Annotated in this window: 15 protein-coding genes; 9 read left to right on the top strand and 6 right to left on the bottom strand. The window is 58.9% G+C overall.

Annotated elements, in window-relative coordinates:
* The first annotated feature begins 5 nt into the window (after positions 1 to 5).
* The 3 genes from ERD78_RS07925 (at position 6) to ERD78_RS07915 (ending at position 2,906) form a co-directional block, all read left to right on the top strand.
* Positions 6 to 962, top strand: coding sequence for a LysR substrate-binding domain-containing protein (locus ERD78_RS07925; protein WP_129968731.1), 957 nt, complete (start codon positions 6 to 8; stop codon positions 960 to 962).
* Between the two features lie 162 nt (positions 963 to 1,124).
* Positions 1,125 to 1,607 carry a Dps family protein gene (locus tag ERD78_RS07920; RefSeq protein ID WP_129969101.1) on the top strand — a complete coding sequence of 161 codons (483 nt, stop codon included), beginning with the start codon at positions 1,125 to 1,127 and terminating at the stop codon, positions 1,605 to 1,607.
* A 174-nt stretch (positions 1,608 to 1,781) separates the two neighbouring features.
* Complete coding sequence (locus ERD78_RS07915; RefSeq protein ID WP_129968730.1) at positions 1,782 to 2,906, top strand: branched-chain amino acid ABC transporter substrate-binding protein; 1,125 nt, start codon at positions 1,782 to 1,784, stop codon at positions 2,904 to 2,906.
* Between the two features lie 126 nt (positions 2,907 to 3,032).
* On the opposite strand, the gene ERD78_RS07910 is transcribed toward ERD78_RS07915, so the two are convergent.
* The 4 genes from ERD78_RS07910 to ugpB are packed head-to-tail and all read right to left on the bottom strand — an operon-like array spanning position 3,033 to position 7,240.
* Positions 3,033 to 4,118: a sn-glycerol-3-phosphate import ATP-binding protein UgpC gene (locus tag ERD78_RS07910; RefSeq protein ID WP_129968729.1), complete on the bottom strand. Its 1,086-nt coding sequence runs from the start codon at positions 4,116 to 4,118 to the stop codon at positions 3,033 to 3,035.
* 18 nt (positions 4,119 to 4,136) lie between these two features.
* A complete protein-coding gene (gene ugpE / locus ERD78_RS07905) occupies positions 4,137 to 4,979 on the bottom strand; it encodes a sn-glycerol-3-phosphate ABC transporter permease UgpE (RefSeq protein ID WP_129968728.1) in 843 nt (280 codons plus the stop codon).
* Positions 4,980 to 5,011: 32 nt separating this feature from the next.
* Entirely contained in the window at positions 5,012 to 5,893 is an 882-nt protein-coding gene (ugpA, locus tag ERD78_RS07900; RefSeq protein WP_129968727.1) for a sn-glycerol-3-phosphate ABC transporter permease UgpA, read from the bottom strand.
* Between the two features lie 39 nt (positions 5,894 to 5,932).
* Positions 5,933 to 7,240, bottom strand: a complete 1,308-nt coding sequence (gene ugpB / locus ERD78_RS07895; protein ID WP_129968726.1) for a sn-glycerol-3-phosphate ABC transporter substrate-binding protein UgpB — start codon at positions 7,238 to 7,240, stop codon at positions 5,933 to 5,935.
* 165 nt (positions 7,241 to 7,405) lie between these two features.
* On the opposite strand from ugpB, the gene proC reads away from it, so the two are divergent.
* From proC to ERD78_RS07870, 5 genes are all read left to right on the top strand, one after another.
* Positions 7,406 to 8,236, top strand: a complete 831-nt coding sequence (gene proC / locus ERD78_RS07890) for a pyrroline-5-carboxylate reductase (protein ID WP_129968725.1) — start codon at positions 7,406 to 7,408, stop codon at positions 8,234 to 8,236.
* Positions 8,237 to 8,507: 271 nt separating this feature from the next.
* Positions 8,508 to 9,437 carry a high-affinity branched-chain amino acid ABC transporter permease LivH gene (gene livH, locus ERD78_RS07885; protein WP_129968724.1) on the top strand — a complete coding sequence of 310 codons (930 nt, stop codon included), beginning with the start codon at positions 8,508 to 8,510 and terminating at the stop codon, positions 9,435 to 9,437.
* Positions 9,437 to 10,666: a high-affinity branched-chain amino acid ABC transporter permease LivM gene (gene livM / locus ERD78_RS07880; RefSeq protein ID WP_129968723.1), complete on the top strand. Its 1,230-nt coding sequence runs from the start codon at positions 9,437 to 9,439 to the stop codon at positions 10,664 to 10,666. Before livH ends, livM begins: the two co-directional genes overlap by 1 nt.
* Positions 10,663 to 11,430, top strand: a complete 768-nt coding sequence (gene livG, locus ERD78_RS07875) for a high-affinity branched-chain amino acid ABC transporter ATP-binding protein LivG (RefSeq protein WP_129968722.1) — start codon at positions 10,663 to 10,665, stop codon at positions 11,428 to 11,430. The genes livM and livG overlap by 4 nt, the downstream gene beginning before the upstream one ends.
* Positions 11,430 to 12,131, top strand: coding sequence for an ABC transporter ATP-binding protein (locus tag ERD78_RS07870; protein ID WP_129968721.1), 702 nt, complete (start codon positions 11,430 to 11,432; stop codon positions 12,129 to 12,131). The genes livG and ERD78_RS07870 overlap by 1 nt, the downstream gene beginning before the upstream one ends.
* A gap of 119 nt (positions 12,132 to 12,250) precedes the next feature.
* Here ERD78_RS07870 and ERD78_RS07865 read toward each other — a convergent pair whose 3' ends face one another.
* Positions 12,251 to 12,859, bottom strand: a complete 609-nt coding sequence (locus tag ERD78_RS07865; RefSeq protein ID WP_129968720.1) for a glutathione S-transferase family protein — start codon at positions 12,857 to 12,859, stop codon at positions 12,251 to 12,253.
* A gap of 79 nt (positions 12,860 to 12,938) precedes the next feature.
* The gene (locus tag ERD78_RS07860) at positions 12,939 to 14,810 is read right to left on the bottom strand and encodes a S9 family peptidase (protein ID WP_371734572.1); all 1,872 of its coding nucleotides are present in this window, start codon (positions 14,808 to 14,810) and stop codon (positions 12,939 to 12,941) included.
* A 132-nt stretch (positions 14,811 to 14,942) separates the two neighbouring features.
* Between ERD78_RS07860 and ERD78_RS07855 the strand changes: the two genes are divergently transcribed.
* The gene (locus tag ERD78_RS07855; RefSeq protein ID WP_209019958.1) at positions 14,943 to 15,926 is read left to right on the top strand and encodes a D-2-hydroxyacid dehydrogenase; all 984 of its coding nucleotides are present in this window, start codon (positions 14,943 to 14,945) and stop codon (positions 15,924 to 15,926) included.
* Positions 15,927 to 15,979 lie beyond the last annotated feature (53 nt).

Raw genomic sequence — 15,979 nt, 5'->3', positions numbered from 1 at the left:
CAACTATGACACTCACTGAACTCAAATACATTGTTGCCGTTGCCCGTGAACGCCATTTCGGCCGCGCCGCCGAGGCCTGCTTCGTGAGCCAGCCGACGCTGTCTGTCGCCATACGCAAACTTGAGGACGAACTGGGCGTGGTTCTGTTCGAGCGTGGCGGCACCGAGGTGGGCATTACGCCTATTGGACTGCGAGTGGTTGCACAGGCCCAGCGCGTACTGGAGGAGGGGGCCAACCTGAGGGAAATCGCCCGCCAGGGCCACGATCCGCTGGCAGGCCCCCTGCGCGTCGGCGTCATTCACACGATAGGGCCCTATCTGTTGCCCCGGCTGGTACCCACTCAGATCGAAGCCACCCCGCAAATGCCCCTGCTGCTGCAGGAGAACTTCACGCATCGGCTGCTCGAACTGCTGCGCCAGGGGGAAATCGATTGCGCGATTGTTGCCTTACCGTTGCCGGAAACGGGGCTTGCGATTCATGCGCTCTACGACGAGCCCTTTGTGGTGGCTGTGCCCAAACATCATCCCTGGGCTGAGAAAAAAGAGATCGACGCGACGCGCCTCAAGGATGAAACCATGCTGCTGCTGGGTACCGGGCATTGCTTTCGAGACCAGGTTCTCGAAGTATGTCCGGAGTTGTCCCGATTTTCAGCTTCCAGCGAAGGGATACAACGCACCTTCGAGGGTTCCTCTCTGGAAACCATCCGGCACATGGTTGCGGCGGGCCTGGGCGTCACGGTGTTGCCAGCCAGCTCCCTGTCCATGGCCGGCATGGAGAACCAGCTGCTGACCTATATCCCTTTCAAGAAACCGGTGCCAGACCGCCGCGTGGTGCTTGTATGCCGCAAAAGCTTTCCGCGACCGGCCGCTATCGAAGCCTTGATACGTGCCGTACGTCATTGCGGGCTGCCGGGTGTGCACTATCTGGATTCCGTGGCCGAGCACGAGGCGCAAATGGCCTGAGCCCGAAAGCCCATGGCTATGACCTCCATTGGAAATAATCATGGCTGCCTGATCATCAACACCCTGTGGACATGGTATTCTCAAACCGATCTTTCCTCTTCATGAGTTCTGGAGAAAAGCATGGCAAAAGCACGAAAACTTGACAGCAGCAAAGTGGCACCCATGAGCAGCAAGGGCCTGCCCATAGACATCGGCATTTCGGAGAAAGACAGGGCAACGGTTGCCGCTGAACTGTCCAAGATGCTGGCCGATTCCTATACGCTGTACCTGACCACCCATAATTTCCACTGGAATGTCACAGGGCCTCTGTTCAACACCCTGCATCTCATGTTCATGACCCAGTACACCGAAGAGTGGGAAGCGCTGGACAGCATTGCCGAGCGCATCCGCGCATTGGGTCACTATGCGCCGGGCACTTATGCCGAATACGCCCGGCTGTCCTCCATCGCGGAACCCGACGCGGTACCCGATGCCGAGACCATGATACAGATTCTCGTCAAAGGCAATGAAGCCGTCGCCAAGACTGCCCGGGCTGCTCTCAAGAAGGCGGACACAGTCAATGACCAGCCGACGGTCGATCTGCTGACCCAGCGTCTGGATGTCCATGAAAAAAATGCCTGGATGCTCCGCAGCCTGTTGCAGTAGCCTGTTGCCGCAGCCCTGACAGGCTGCCGCATTGCCGGGGGCTGACAGCGCCCGGCCTGACGCCTGGCTTCTTCTGGAGGGCCAGGCGTTTTTCAGCGTAAACCCTGATGCATCATGACCGGTCACTGCAATATGTTTCGGTGTATCCTTTGCTGCGTACTTTCAGGAGGCTATATGAAATTTCGATTTACTCCCGCCGCAGCCGCCATCGGCTTGGCCGCGGGCATGCTCGCATCGGGCGGCGCCTTCGCCGCCGACACCCTGAAGATTGCCGTTGCAGGGCCGTTCACGGGCCCGGTTACCCAATATGGTGCAATGGTGAAAGAAGGTGTCGATACCGCGATCGAGCGTATCAATGCAGCCGGCGGCGTGCTGGGCCAAAAGCTCGAAGCCGTCCAAATGGATGATGGCTGCGAGCCAAAGCAGGGTCCTGTGGTTGCCAACCGCGTGGTCAATGACGATATTCACTACGTGGTAGGCCATGTTTGCTCGGGCGCCACCATTGCGGCCACCAATATCTACAACAACGAAGGCATCGTGATGGTCACGCCTTCGGCGACCTCGCCCGCTGTGACCGACGGCAAGAACTACGACACGATTTTTCGAACCATCGGCCGCGATGACCAACAGGGCCCCGCCGCCGCCAAGTTCATCATTGAAAAGATCAAGCCCAAGAAAGTCGCGGTGCTGCACGACAAGCAGTCCTATGGTCAGGGTATAGCCACGGCTGTACGGGACGAGCTGAAGAAAGCCGGCGTGGATATCGTCATGTTCGAAGGCATCAATGCCGGCGACAGCGATTACTCCGCCGTCATCACCAAGCTCAAGACCAGCGATGCTGACTTCGTCTACTACGGTGGCTACCATCCCGAGATGGGCCTGTTGCTGCGCCAGGGCGCGGAACAGGGTCTGAAGGCGCGCTTCATGGGCCCCGAAGGGGTGGGCAATCCTGACATCAACGCTATCGCTGGCGCCGCGGTGGAGGGCATGCTGGTTACGCTGCCGGCAGATTTCACCAAGGATCCGGCCAATGCGGATATTGTCAAGGCGTTCAAGGACAAGGGCCGCAACCCGTCGGGCGCGTTCCAGCTGACAGCCTATTCGGCGCTGCAGTCCATTGCCGAAGGCATCAAGGGCGTGGGCAAGGACGATCCGATTGCCGTTGCGAAATGGCTGCATGCAAATACAGTGTCCACGCCCATCGGCAAGATCTCCTGGAACAAGCAGGGCGACCTGAATGACTTCAAGTTTGAAGTCTTCACCTGGCACAAGGACGGCAGCAAGACCGCGTACGAATAATCTAGCGATTGCGGGGCCACAGCTTGGCACCGCATTTCACGCCTTCGGCGCCCCTTGCGGGGCGCTTTTTGATTGATGCGGCATCCCGGTGAATGCAAGCAACCCGGGCGGTATGCCGCACGCTTCCTAGACGTCGATGCGTCGGCCGCTGTCCGGATCGAACCAGTGAAGGGGATGGGCGGGGTCGGGGCCGAACTGAACCGCCTCGCCGATTTGCAGGGGGTACTCGCTCGTCAGCCCGATGGGGCAACGCAGGACCAGCGGCGCGGGGCCGTGGCGACCGTGTATCAGCTGTTCCGAGCCCAGGATCTCCACCATTTCGACCGTGACAGGCACGCCCTGGCGATGCAGGACAATATGCTCCGGGCGCATCCCTAATATTGCCTTGCGCCCGGCCATGGCACGGGGAATTACGCCCGGATCGAAGTCCAGCCTGCCGCCTTCGCCATCCAGTACATTCAGGTCATGATCAACCTGGACGGGAATAAGATTCATTGGCGGAGATCCGATGAAACCCGCCACGAAAATGGACGCTGGCTTGTCGAATACTTCGACCGGCGTGCCGATCTGCTCGGGAATGCCCTTGTTCATGACCACCATGCGCTGGGCCAGCGTCATGGCCTCGACCTGATCGTGCGTCACATAGAGGCTGGTTGTTCCCAGGCGCCTGTGCAGTTTCTGAATTTCCAGCCGCATCTGGACGCGTAGCTTGGCATCCAGGTTGGACAGCGGTTCGTCGAAGAGAAATACCTTGGGGTCCCGTACAATGGCGCGCCCCATCGCCACGCGCTGGCGCTGGCCGCCCGACAACTGGCCGGGCCGGCGATCCAGCAACTGAGAGAGCTCAAGGATACGCGCGGCATCCTGAACCTTTTCGTCGATCTGCGCCTTGCCCAGCTTGCGGATCTTCAATCCGTAGGCCATGTTCTGGTAGACGCTCATGTGGGGGTACAGGGCGTAGTTCTGGAACACCATGGCGATGTCGCGTTCGGCCGGCTCAAGCTCGTTGACCACCTTGCCGCCGATGGCGATTTCCCCGCCCGTAATGCTTTCCAGGCCCGCCACCATGCGCATGAGCGTGGATTTGCCGCAGCCCGAGGGCCCGACAATCACGATGAATTCGCCATCGGCAACTTCCATGTCTATGCCGTGTATGACGGCGACACCGTTGGGATAGGTTTTGGTGACGTTGCGAAAGCTCAGGGTTGCCATGTGTAGTTCCAGATTCGATTATTTCTCGGCATCCACCAGACCCTTGACGAACCATTTCTGCATGAATACCACAACGGCAACAGGCGGGATCATGGCGAGCAGGGCGGTTGCCATCACCAGATTCCACTCGGTGACGCTGTCGCCGCCGGCAATCATGCGCTTGATGCCGATTACCACGGGGTACATGTTTTCATGGGTGGTAATGATGAGCGGCCATAGATATTGATTCCAGCCATAGATGAACTGGATGACGAACAGGGCTGCGATGCTGGTTCGAGACAGCGGCAGCAGCACGTCCCAGAAGAAGCGCATGGGCCCGGCGCCATCGATGCGTGCGGCCTCGATGAGTTCGTCAGGTACGGTGAGGAAGAACTGGCGGAACAGGAAAGTCGCCGTTGCCGATGCGATCAGCGGCAGGGTCAGGCCCGCGTAGCTGTTGAGCATGCCCAGATCGGCGACAACCTTGTACGTGGGCGCGATGCGCACCTCCACCGGCAGCATCAGCGTGACGAAGATCATCCAGAAAAAGAACATGCGGAAGCGGAAGCGGAAGTAAACCACCGCAAACGCGGAAAGCATGGAAATGACAATCTTGCCTATGGCAATGACAAGCGCCATAACGGTGCTTATCCACATCATGCGCGCGACGGGCGGCGTGTTGGCCGCGTTCCCGGTGAGAACGCGCCAGTAATTTTCCAGGAAATGGCTGCCGGGCAGCAGCGACATGGGGGCCTGGGCGACTTCCTGCGCGGTCTGCGTGGATGCGACGAAGGTCACGTAGATAGGGAAGGCAATGATGGCCACCCCGATGATCAGGATCACATGGGTGACAATATCCAGGACGGGGCGGCGTTCTATCATGGCGGCTTGACCGGTTATGTGAGGCTGGACGCCTAATAATTGACCTTGCGATCGATATAGCGAAACTGCACCACTGTCAGCGCTACCACGATAATCATGAGCACGACCGATTGGGCTGCGGACGACCCCAGATCCAGGCCCCTGAAGCCCGCGTTGTATACCTTGTAGACAAGAATGGACGTGCTGTCGCCGGGGCCTCCCTGCGTCATGATATCAATGATGGCAAACGTATCGAAGAACGCGTAGATGACATTGATGATAAGCAGGAAGAAGGTGGTGGGCGAGAGCAGCGGAAAAACAATGGTCCAGAAGCGCCGAAAAGGGCTGGCACCGTCGATGGACGCCGCTTCGATGAGCGAGCGGGGTATGGACTGCAGCCCGGCAAGGAAAAACAGGAAATTGTAGGAAATCTGCTTCCATACCGATGCCAGCACAACCAGCGCCATGGCGTCGTTAGCGTTCAGCCTGGGATTCCAGCTGATGCCAAGCTGCGTCATGAGCACGGCCAGGATGCCGACCGACGGCGAAAACAGGAACAGCCACAGCACGCCGGCCACAGCGGTCGCCACGGCATAGGGCCAGATGAGTAGCGTCTTGTACACCATGGCGCCTTTCATCACGCGATCGGCCATGACAGCCAGCAGCAGGGAGATGCCCAGTCCGAGCACCGCAACCAATATCGAAAAGAGCGCCGTGGTCTCGAACGACTCGATATAGCTGTCGGACTGGAAAAGCTCGATGAAATTGGAGAGCCCCACAAACTGCGATGACAGCCCGAAGGGGTCCTCCATGCGGAACGATTGCCACATGGCCTGGCCGGCCGGCAGGAAAAAAAACACGACCGTGATGGCCAACTGCGGCAGCAGCAGCAGATACGGCAAGGTCTTGTGATTGAAGACGACGCGTTTTTCCATGTGGCGATTTTAGTACACAGTATCGAGGAAACAGCTGGCTTACTTCACGCTCTTTTCAAAGCGTGCCAGCAGCTCGTTGCCGCGCTTGTCCATTTCCTTCAGGCCAGCCTCGGGCTGAACCTCGCCAGAAAAGATGCTCTCCATGACGCCGTCCTCGATATCGCGGATCTGTGGCAGATAGCCCAGGCGGATGCCGCGGGAATTCTCGGTCGTTGTTGCATTGAGCTCCTGGACCGCGATTTCGGTGCCGGGGTTCTTTTCATAAAAGCCCGATTTCTTGGTGAGATCGTAGCCGGCCTTGGTGACAGGCACATAGCCCGTGTTCTGATGCCAATTGGCCGCGTTTTCCGGATTGGAAATGAAGTGGAAGAACTTGGTCACGCCCTTGTAGACCTCCGGCGATTTCTTGCTGAACACCCACAGCGATGCCCCGCCAATGATGGTGTTCTGCGGCGCGCCCTCGACGTCGTCGTAGTAAGGCAGGGTAGACGTGCCGAATTCGAAGCCACCGGTCTTGATGATGTTGGCGCGATTGCCGCTGGAGCCGGTGAACATACCGCATTTACCCGATGTGAACAGGGCATTGGGCGCGTCGCCGCGGCCGCCATATGTAAAAGTGCCTTCCTTGGACATATTGGCCAGGAAGCTCATGTGCTTGACGAACACCGGATTGTCGAGCTCCAGGCGGGCGTCGACGCCGCCAAAGCCGTTGTTCTTGGATGCGTAGGGAATATTGTGCCAGGCGGCAAAGGTTTCAAGCTGAATCCAGGCCGGCCATGAAGTGGTGTAGCCGCATTCTGCGCCGGCCGCACGCAGCTTTTTGGCCGCCTCGCCGACTTCCTTCCATGTCTTTGGAGGGTGCTCGGCATCCAGGCCGGCCTTCTTGAACAGGTCTTTGTTGTAGTAGAAGACGGGCGTGGAACTGTTGAACGGCATGGAAACCAGCTTGCCCTCGGAAGAAGAGTAATAGCTGGCCACTGCACCCAGGAAATCGTCGGGATTGATGGGGTCGCCCGCTTCTTCGGACATTTCCTGCACCGGCTTGATGGCGCCCTTGGCGTACATCATGGTGGCGGTACCCACCTCAAATACCTGCAGAATATCCGGCGCGTTGCCCGCGCGGAACGCGGCGATGCCCGCATTCATGGATTCGCCGTATGAGCCTTTGTATACGGCATGGACGACGTAATCGGACTGGCTCTTGTTGAAGGCGTCAACGAGCTCGTTGACGCGGTCGCCCAATGCACCCTGCATTGAATGCCAGAAATTGATATCGGTAGCGGCGTGGGCGCTGCCCATGGCGGCACATGCGCTGACCAGAGAGAGGGCGAGTAGCCGTGCTTTCATTGCGTTTCTCCTTGAGTGGATGCCCCGGGATTTTTGATTCCGGACACTTTATGAGTTTATTACTTGACTGTGACAAGGCCGTGACTGTAACGAAAAGTGCTTGCTACGGTCAATGAAAACCTTTTCAAGCGAGATGGTAGCGCGAAAAACGTACAATGGCGCACTATGAACAAAGAACTTTCTCTCGCATTCATCGGCGGTGGCAACATGGCCAGCGCGTTGGCGGCCGGCCTCATCGGGAAACGCTGCGGCGCTCACGATGTGCTGGTCATCGATCCCAACCAGGCTGTGCGCGACCGCTGGGCGGGGCAGGGCGTAGCGGTGGCTCCGGAGGCGGACAGCAAGCTGTCCGCCCGGCGCGTATGGATTCTGGCCGTCAAGCCCCAGGGGCTGAAAGAAGTCGCTCTGGCATGCAAGCCCCACCTTGCCGAGGACACGCTGGTTATCAGCGTGGCTGCGGGCGTATCCAGCGCCGCACTGTCAGGCTGGCTCGGGCAGCCCGACCGGCCCTGGCGCAGGCTGGTGCGGTGCATGCCCAATACGCCTGCCCTGATCGGGGCTGGCGCCTGCGGCCTCATGGCACTCGATGGCGTGAGTGAAGACGAACGCCGGCTGGCCCAGCAAATGCTGGGTGCGGTGGCCCAGGTCGTCTGGGTTGATGACGATGCCGGCATTGATGCCGTCACCGCGCTATCCGGCAGTGGGCCAGCCTATGTCTTTCTTTTCATCGAGGCGCTCATCCAGGGTGGGATCCGGCATGGATTGGACGACGATCAGGCCCGCAGCCTGGCGTTGGCCACGCTCACAGGCGCGACACAGCTTGCCTCGCTCTCCCATGAAAGCCTGGCCACGCTGCGCGAGCGCGTCACTTCCAAGGGCGGCACCACTGCTGCAGCGCTGGACGTGTTCCAGGCCAGGGATTTTGCCGGTATCGTAGGCGAGGCCATGGACGCAGCCCGCGCCCGCGCGGCAGCCATGGCGGCGGAGTTCTCCTGATTCCGGACGAAAGCAACCCCAAACGGGCTCCGATGTCCACGCCAAATTGGCCCGCCAGGCGGTCCCGGCAATAGCGGTCGGGCTTCAGGCCGGTGCGGCACGTCGGGTAAAATAGCGCCCTTTGTAAGGGGTTATCCGAAGTGACAGAGAGCAAGCGCATCGTCAGAATACGCATGCCCCTCGATACGCAAGCCGGTAACCCTGGCTCGCCGTGAGCCTGACATGCCTGCACAACGGGTGTGCACAGTGGTAGGCACAACCTGATTCGTTTATGTCCGAAATTCTTCCCCAACTCGTCCAGCAACTATTCAATGGCCTTTCGCTAGGCGCGATCTATGCGTTGATCGCCATCGGCTACACGATGGTTTACGGCATCATTGGCATGATCAACTTCGCCCACGGCGAGATCTACATGATCGGCGGTTATGTGGGCTTGGTCACCTTGTCAGCCATTGGTGTGGGAAGCGGGGTGCCGGTGCCGCTCATCATATTGGCCATGCTGATTGTCGCCGTGGCCGTTACCGCGGCCTATGGCTACGCCATCGAGAAGGTTGCGTATGCGCCCTTGCGCGGGAGCCCGCGGCTGGTGCCGCTCATTTCGGCCATCGGCATGTCCATTTTTCTGCAGAACTGGGTTGCGCTCGGGCAAGGAGCCCGCGACATGGCCGTCCCCACGCTGGTCAAGGGATCATTCCAGTTCACGCTGGGAACGTCGGATTTCGTCGTGACCGCTTCCTACTCGCGCATTCTCATCATCGTCGTGACTGTGCTCCTCATGATTGCACTGTCGCTGTTCATCAAGTATTCGCGCACTGGCCGAGCATCCCGCGCCTGCTCGCAGGACTTGGGCATGGCCAATCTGCTGGGCATAGACACCAACCGCATCATCTCCTTCACCTTCATTGTGGGCGCCATGCTGGCAGCGGTGGGAGGCGTTCTCATTGCGCTGGCCATCGGCAAGCTCAATCCATTCATAGGCTTTATCGCTGGCATCAAGGCATTTACCGCCGCTGTGCTGGGTGGCATAGGCAGCATTCCGGGCGCCATGCTTGGCGGTGTGTTGCTGGGCCTGGCCGAAACCTTTGCCGCGGCCTATCTTTCTTCGCAGTACAAAGACATCGTGGCTTTTGTACTGCTGGTTCTGATTCTGCTGTTCAGGCCCACTGGCCTCCTGGGCAAGCCTGAAGTGGAAAAAGTGTAATGACCAGTCATCTGAAGCACGCATTCATTGCGGCCATTATGGCCGGCATTATCATTGCGCCCATATTCGGCCTGCAGATCGCACGCGCGGGCGCGCAGACCTACCTGAAGCCGGAATGGCAAATCGTCCTGCTGGGCATGGCGATCGTATTCGTGTTCCAGGCGGCGTTGCGCCCTATGCTGGCCCGTCTGCTCAAACGCCGGAAAACGGTCAAGGCGCTGCCCGCGTTGCCTGACTCGGTAAGGCGCGGCCTCATCGTTGTGCTCATCGCTATTGCCGTGATCTGGCCCGTCTTTACCGGTCGGGCGCAGGTCGATCTGGCTACATTGGTTCTTATTTATGTCATGCTGGGCCTGGGCCTGAATATTGTCGTCGGCTTTGCGGGTCTGCTTGATCTGGGGTTTGTGGGTTTTTATGCCGTGGGCGCCTATACCTACGCCTTGCTGTACCACTGGGCGGGTTGGGGCTTCTGGGAGGCGCTGCCCCTGGCGGGGGCCATGGCGGCCTTGTTCGGGTTCGTGCTGGGCTTTCCAGTGCTCCGACTGCGGGGCGATTATCTCGCCATCGTCACGCTTGGATTCGGAGAAATCATTCGACTGCTGTTGATTAATCTCTACAGCTTCACCGGTGGACCGGATGGCATATCCGGCATTCCCAAGCCCAGCGTGTTTGGCTTTCCCATGATGCGGCGCGCTCCCGAAGGGGTCACCACTTTCCATGAGCTGGTGGGCTGGAATTACAGCACGCACGACATCATTGTATTTTTGTATCTCATGGTGCTGTGCATGGCACTCGTCACACTCTTTGTTTCCAATCGCCTGGTGCGCATGCCTATAGGCAGGGCCTGGGAAGCCTTGCGCGAGGACGAGATCGCGTGCCGATCCCTTGGCTTGAATCCCACGCGTATCAAGCTTTCAGCCTTTACCATGGGCGCCATGTTTGCCGGTTTTGGCGGAGCATTCTTCGCGGCGCGGCAAGGCTTGGTCAATCCGGAGTCTTTCACTTTCATTGAATCGGCGCTCATTCTGTCCATTGTGGTGCTTGGCGGCATGGGATCGCAGGTCGGGGTCATCCTGGCCGCCATTGTTCTCACCGTGGTTCCCGAGATAGCACGCGAGTTCGCCGAGTACCGGATGCTGATCTTTGGCCTGGTCATGGTTCTGATGATGATGTGGCGCCCCCAGGGCTTGCTACCGGTCAAACGGCCCCAGGTGGAAATCGAGACATGAGCAATACATTACTTGAGGTCTCGGATCTGAGCATGCGCTTCGGTGGCCTGCTGGCCGTCGACGAAGTGGCTTTTTCCGTCCATCGCGACGAGGTGTTCGCAATCATCGGCCCGAACGGCGCCGGCAAGACAACCGTTTTCAATTGCGTGGGCGGCTTCTACAAGCCGGCGTCCGGCCGTATTGCCATGGACGGCAAGGATATTACCGGCATGCCCAGTCACAAGGTGGCGCTGCACGGGCTGGTGCGCACATTCCAGAATGTGCGCCTGTTCAAGAACCTCACCGTGCTCGAGAACCTGCTTGTGGCGCAGCATGCCAGCATGGAAACCAACCTGCTCAAGGGCCTGCTCAAGACGGCAGGCTACCGTCAGTCGGAAAAAGACGCCCTGAAGCGCGCCGTTGAATGGCTGGATTTCATGGGCTTGCGCGATTATGCCAATCGCGAAGCAGGCAATCTCGCCTATGGGCATCAGCGGCGCCTTGAGATTGCGCGCTGCATGATCACGCAGCCCCGTCTTCTCATGCTGGACGAACCTGCTGCGGGTTTGAATCCTCGAGAAAAACACGAGTTGCAGCAGCTCATCGATCAATTGCGTAAAGAGTTCGGCGTTGCCGTGCTGCTCATCGAGCATGACATGAGCCTGGTGATGGGCGTCTCCGACCGCATCATGGTCATGGAGCAGGGCAAGCCCATAGCCACGGGCCTGCCCGCCGACATCCGCAGCGACCCTCGTGTGATCAAAGCCTATTTGGGGGAAGAATAGTGCTCAAGCTGGAAAACGTGCACACCCACTATGGCGCGATCCAGGCGCTGGATGGCGTGACGGTCGAAGTCAATCGGGGCGAAATCGTGACCCTGATCGGTGCCAACGGCGCGGGCAAGACAACGCTGCTCATGACAGTGTGCGGCACGCCGCATGCCAGCAGCGGCTCGGTCACATTCCTTGAGCAGGATATCACCCACTGTCCCACCCACGAGATTATGCGGCGAGGTATTGCCATCTCACCGGAAGGCCGCCGCGTATTTTCGGATCTGACTGTCACTGAAAACCTCAAGATGGGCGGCTTCTTCCTGAACTCGCAGGAGATGGCCACCAGCCTGTCGCATGTATTCGACCTTTTTCCCCGCTTGAAGGAGCGCAGGGATCAGCGCGCCGGCACGATGTCTGGCGGTGAGCAGCAGATGCTTGCGATCGGACGGGCGCTCATGACTCGCCCACAATTGCTGCTGCTGGATGAACCGACACTTGGCCTGGCGCCATTGATCATCGCGCAGATTTTCGACATCATCCGGACCATACGCGATGAGGGCGTCACGGTATTCTTGGTGGAGCAGAATGCCAGCAAGGCACTTCAGGTGGCGGATCGCGGTTATGTGCTGGAAACCGGCAAGGTTGTCCTTGCGGACAGTGGGGTTAATCTGCTGGTCAATGAAGACGTGAAAAAAGCCTATCTTGGCGGATAGTGCCGAGGCTGCGCGCAGCCTCAGGGTGGCGCGGGCGCGGCCAAGGCGGCGCAGGCAATGTGATTCGTGGCATTGCCGGTGCGACAGTCAGGCGCATGCCCGTCCTCGGCGAATGGGGTTCAGGCCAGGCCTTGAGCTTTCAACGCAGCCTGCACGCCCGCGTCCGCTTCCATTCGATCGAAAAAAGCAGCCAGGTTTTTCAGATGGCTGATGTCCACCTCCTTGGCCTTGGCCCACCTCATCAGTACATATAAATAAGGGTCGGCAATAGAGCGTTCGCCTGATATCCATGTCTTGCCTTCCATCTGCCGGTCAGCGACGGCAAATGTGGCGACGAGCTTCGCGGCGCTGTTCTTGATGAGCTGTGCGCGGCCGGTTTCGTCATCCACAAGAGCCTGTGCGCCAAAGATGTTGGCAAAGGTGCGATGCAGGTCGGCGTTGCATAGACCCAGCCAGCGGCGCGTTTCAGCGCGTTCTCGCGGAGTCTCTGGCATCAATCGGGCTTCAGGGTGCAGTTCCGCAATGTATTCGAGTATCGCTGCGCTTTGCGTCAGTGTGAAATCGCCATCTTCCAGCGTGGGCACAGCACCCATGGGGTTCTTGGCAAGATAGGGCGCTTGCTTGATTTCCTCGCGGCTGACTTTGACGGCCTCGTAAGGCGCGCCTATCCATTCAAGCGCGATGTGGGTGGCCAGCGGGCATGCGCCAGGCAGATAATAAAGTTTCATGGTGTGGCTCCTTGATTAAGAAAAGCAGGCCATCACGGTTACCCGTGACGCTGCGGAATTGATCAGAAATGGCCGGAGATCATAGGGCATCAGGCGTGCCGGAGCCTTCCTGGGGTTTGAGGTGTTGAGCCAGAAAAGCCTCCATGCGCTCATAGAACTCGAATTTGTTTTCATCGTTGTGAAAGCCATGGCCTTCGTTGTCCTTGACCATGTACTCTACATCTACCCCGCGCGAGCGAAGCGCCGCCACCATCTGGTCGCTTTCGGCTTTGTTGACGCGTGGATCGTGCGCGCCTTGCGCAATAAACAGCGGTGTGCGAATTTGCTCGGCGTTCAGTGCGGGAGACGTGGCTGTCAGCCGTTCACGATCTTTCTCGGGATCGCCCACCATGCAATGCATCTTTACGAGCAGAGGGCGCCAGTAGGGTGGAATGGTTGTCATGAACGTAAACAAATTGGACACACCCACGTAGTCGACAGCCGCCGCGTAGAGACCGGGCGTGGAGACAATGCCGGCAAGCGTGGCATAGCCGCCATAGCTGCCGCCATAGATGCCGATACGCGCCGGATCCGCAATACCCTGGTCGATCAGCCAGCGCACGCCATCGGTGATGTCATCCTGCATGGCCAATCCCCATTGGCCAAAACTGCTTTCCCAGAACGCTCTTCCGTAGCCCGTGGATCCTCGGAAATTCATTTGAAGAACGCAATAACCGCGATTGGCCAGAAATTGCGCCTCGGGATTGAATCCCCAGTGATCGCGCGCCCACGGACCACCATGCGGGTTGACGATGCACGGCAATTTGCGCGCATCGCACCCCTTTGGCAGGGTCAGGTATCCATGGATGGTAAGCCCGTCGCGCGAGGTGTACTGGATGGGCTGCACATGCGCCATCTCGTCTTCCGGCAGCGCCGGATTGATGTCTCCAAGCTTGTGCAGCGTATCGATCGAGGCATCGTAGATGTAGCGGCTACCTGGGCTGCGGTCACTGTATGCGGCGACGACGAATTTGCTTTCGTCGCGCGTTGAACTCTGCAGAGCAATTTCATAGCCGGGAAGTTTGTCCTGGATGCGCGCGTGGCGCTGCGCGCTGATGTCGTCGAAGAAATGGTGGCCCGGCTTGTCGGTCGCGAAGACCACATGGGTGAGCACTTTTCGCAGGCGCGAGTAACCGGCCCCGTCCAGGTCGTGACCCTCGATCTCAAAGACAAGCGCTTCGTGGTCCGGCTTGGCTGGATCTATGGTGACCAGGGCAAGGCAGTCGCGCCCCCGGTTGCTAAGCGCGTAAATAGCTTTGTCATCGAAGGTGAAGAACTGGGGGGCCACCGTGCTGCGGAAATCCGTGGAAATAATGGTCTGGAACGGATGGGATTCTTCGTCGCGGTACAGCACGATGGAATCCAGGCCATCGCTGGCAAGTGCCATGCGCACCAGCCCTTGATGATCGGTGAGCCAGGCGATAATATTGCCCGGATTTTCGGCCACTTGTTCAAGTTCGCCGTTGCGCACGTTCACGCGGTAGACATCGAAAACTTCCGGGTTGCGGCGATTGTGGCTGATGAGAAGGTGGTCGGGGTCGTCTTCCAGATCGTCCAGGATCTCGGCGCGTACATCGGGAAAAGGGGTGAGATCGGTGAATGTGCCGCTCAAGGCATCCACAGCCAGAACGTGAAAATTTTCGTCTCCATTGAAATCCTTCTGGTAGATGATGGTGTCGCTGCCCTTCCAGAAAAACTGGGAGATGTCGCGCTCCGTTTCAGCGGTAAGACGGCGTGCCTCGCCGGTGGGCTCGCTGCCTGAAAGAGATTGCACGAAGATGTTCATGCGCGGCATGCAGCCATCTATGGAAGCCGGCTCCATGAACGCGAGCAAGCGTCCGTCGTCGGATAATCGGTAGAAAGCGCGCTCGGGATTGCGGAAGAAATCTTGGACGGCGTATTGCTTGGGCATGAAAGGCGTTGTCCTGTATAGATGGCGCATGGCATGCGCTTGAGTCAAGGATGAATCCCGTTAATATATCGGATACCAGCAGGCAATTCATAATACCGGGCACGACGCGTGCACGACACATCAAGGTAAAGCATGGCCGATAGTCCTCTGCAAATCGTATTCCTGGATAGGGAAACCATCTCTGCGCAAACCGTTCTGCGGGCCCCATCCTTTGCGCATGAATTCATTGTCCATGGACGTACGGAGGCCGGCGAGGTGCGCGAGCGCATTGCGCAGGCCGATATTGTCGTCACGAACAAGGTCAGGCTGGATCGCGAGGCCATTCAGGGAGCAGCCCGCCTTGGCATGATCGCGCTGGCAGCTACCGGCACCGACAACGTAGACCTGGCTGCCTGCAATGAAAAAGGGATAGTGGTTTCCAACATCCGCAACTACGCCACGCATACGGTGCCCGAGCATACTTTTGCGCTCATTTTTGCCTTGCGGCGCAGCATCGTGGCTTATCATGATTCAGTCAAGGCCGGCCGCTGGCAGGCTGCGAGGCAGTTCTGTTATTTCGATTATCCAATCAAGGACTTGGCCGGATCCACACTGGGCATCGTCGGCGAAGGGGCACTTGGCCAGGCGGTGGCGGCCATTGGGCGCGCCCTGGGCATGCGCGTGCTATTTGCCGCGCGCAAGGGGGGAGGCAGACAGGGAAGCCTGTATACCCCTTTCGATACGGTAATGTCGGACAGCGACATCATTACACTGCACTGCCCCCTTACCGAGCAGACAAAAGGTCTTATTGGTAAGCGAGAATTCGGGCTCATGACGCGTCATCCTCTGCTGATCAATACAGCCCGTGGCGGGCTGGTCGATGATGCGGCGCTGGGCGAAGCATTGCGCTGCGGCCGATTGGGAGGCGCCGGCTTCGATGTTGCTTCGCCCGAGCCACCGCCCGCCGACCATCCGCTCATGAAACTGCTCGATCTGCCCAACTTTATTCTCACGCCTCACGTTGCGTGGGCCAGTGAGCAGGCCATTCAGGCGCTGGCGGACCAACTCATCGACAATATCGAGGCTTTTCAGGCTGGCGCGCCGCGCAATGTGGTCGCCGGCCTGGCCGCGGGCTGATTGCTGCACGCGCATGCCCCCCGGCCCACGGCCGTACACCACTGATTCAACCG

Origin of the sequence: Allopusillimonas soli, assembly GCF_004153445.1 — a bacterium.
GTDB lineage: Bacteria > Pseudomonadota > Gammaproteobacteria > Burkholderiales > Burkholderiaceae_B > Allopusillimonas > Allopusillimonas soli.
This window is presented reverse-complemented; position numbering and strand designations above follow the sequence as displayed.

Excerpts from the sequence above, each read along its gene's own strand:
- ERD78_RS07925 (WP_129968731.1), top strand. The coding sequence starts at position 6 with ATGACACTCACTGAACTCAAATACATTGTTGCCGTTGCCCGTGAACGC.
- ERD78_RS07860 (WP_371734572.1), bottom strand. The coding sequence starts at position 14,810 with ATGCCCAAGCAATACGCCGTCCAAGATTTCTTCCGCAATCCCGAGCGC.
- livM (WP_129968723.1), top strand. The coding sequence starts at position 9,437 with ATGACCAGTCATCTGAAGCACGCATTCATTGCGGCCATTATGGCCGGC.
- ugpE (WP_129968728.1), bottom strand. The coding sequence starts at position 4,979 with ATGATAGAACGCCGCCCCGTCCTGGATATTGTCACCCATGTGATCCTG.
- ERD78_RS07855 (WP_209019958.1), top strand. The coding sequence starts at position 14,943 with ATGGCCGATAGTCCTCTGCAAATCGTATTCCTGGATAGGGAAACCATC.
- ERD78_RS07915 (WP_129968730.1), top strand. The coding sequence starts at position 1,782 with ATGAAATTTCGATTTACTCCCGCCGCAGCCGCCATCGGCTTGGCCGCG.
- ERD78_RS07910 (WP_129968729.1), bottom strand. The coding sequence starts at position 4,118 with ATGGCAACCCTGAGCTTTCGCAACGTCACCAAAACCTATCCCAACGGT.
- livG (WP_129968722.1), top strand. The coding sequence starts at position 10,663 with ATGAGCAATACATTACTTGAGGTCTCGGATCTGAGCATGCGCTTCGGT.
- ugpA (WP_129968727.1), bottom strand. The coding sequence starts at position 5,893 with ATGGAAAAACGCGTCGTCTTCAATCACAAGACCTTGCCGTATCTGCTG.
- ERD78_RS07865 (WP_129968720.1), bottom strand. The coding sequence starts at position 12,859 with ATGAAACTTTATTATCTGCCTGGCGCATGCCCGCTGGCCACCCACATC.
- ERD78_RS07920 (WP_129969101.1), top strand. The coding sequence starts at position 1,125 with ATGAGCAGCAAGGGCCTGCCCATAGACATCGGCATTTCGGAGAAAGAC.
- proC (WP_129968725.1), top strand. The coding sequence starts at position 7,406 with ATGAACAAAGAACTTTCTCTCGCATTCATCGGCGGTGGCAACATGGCC.
- ugpB (WP_129968726.1), bottom strand. The coding sequence starts at position 7,240 with ATGAAAGCACGGCTACTCGCCCTCTCTCTGGTCAGCGCATGTGCCGCC.
- livH (WP_129968724.1), top strand. The coding sequence starts at position 8,508 with ATGTCCGAAATTCTTCCCCAACTCGTCCAGCAACTATTCAATGGCCTT.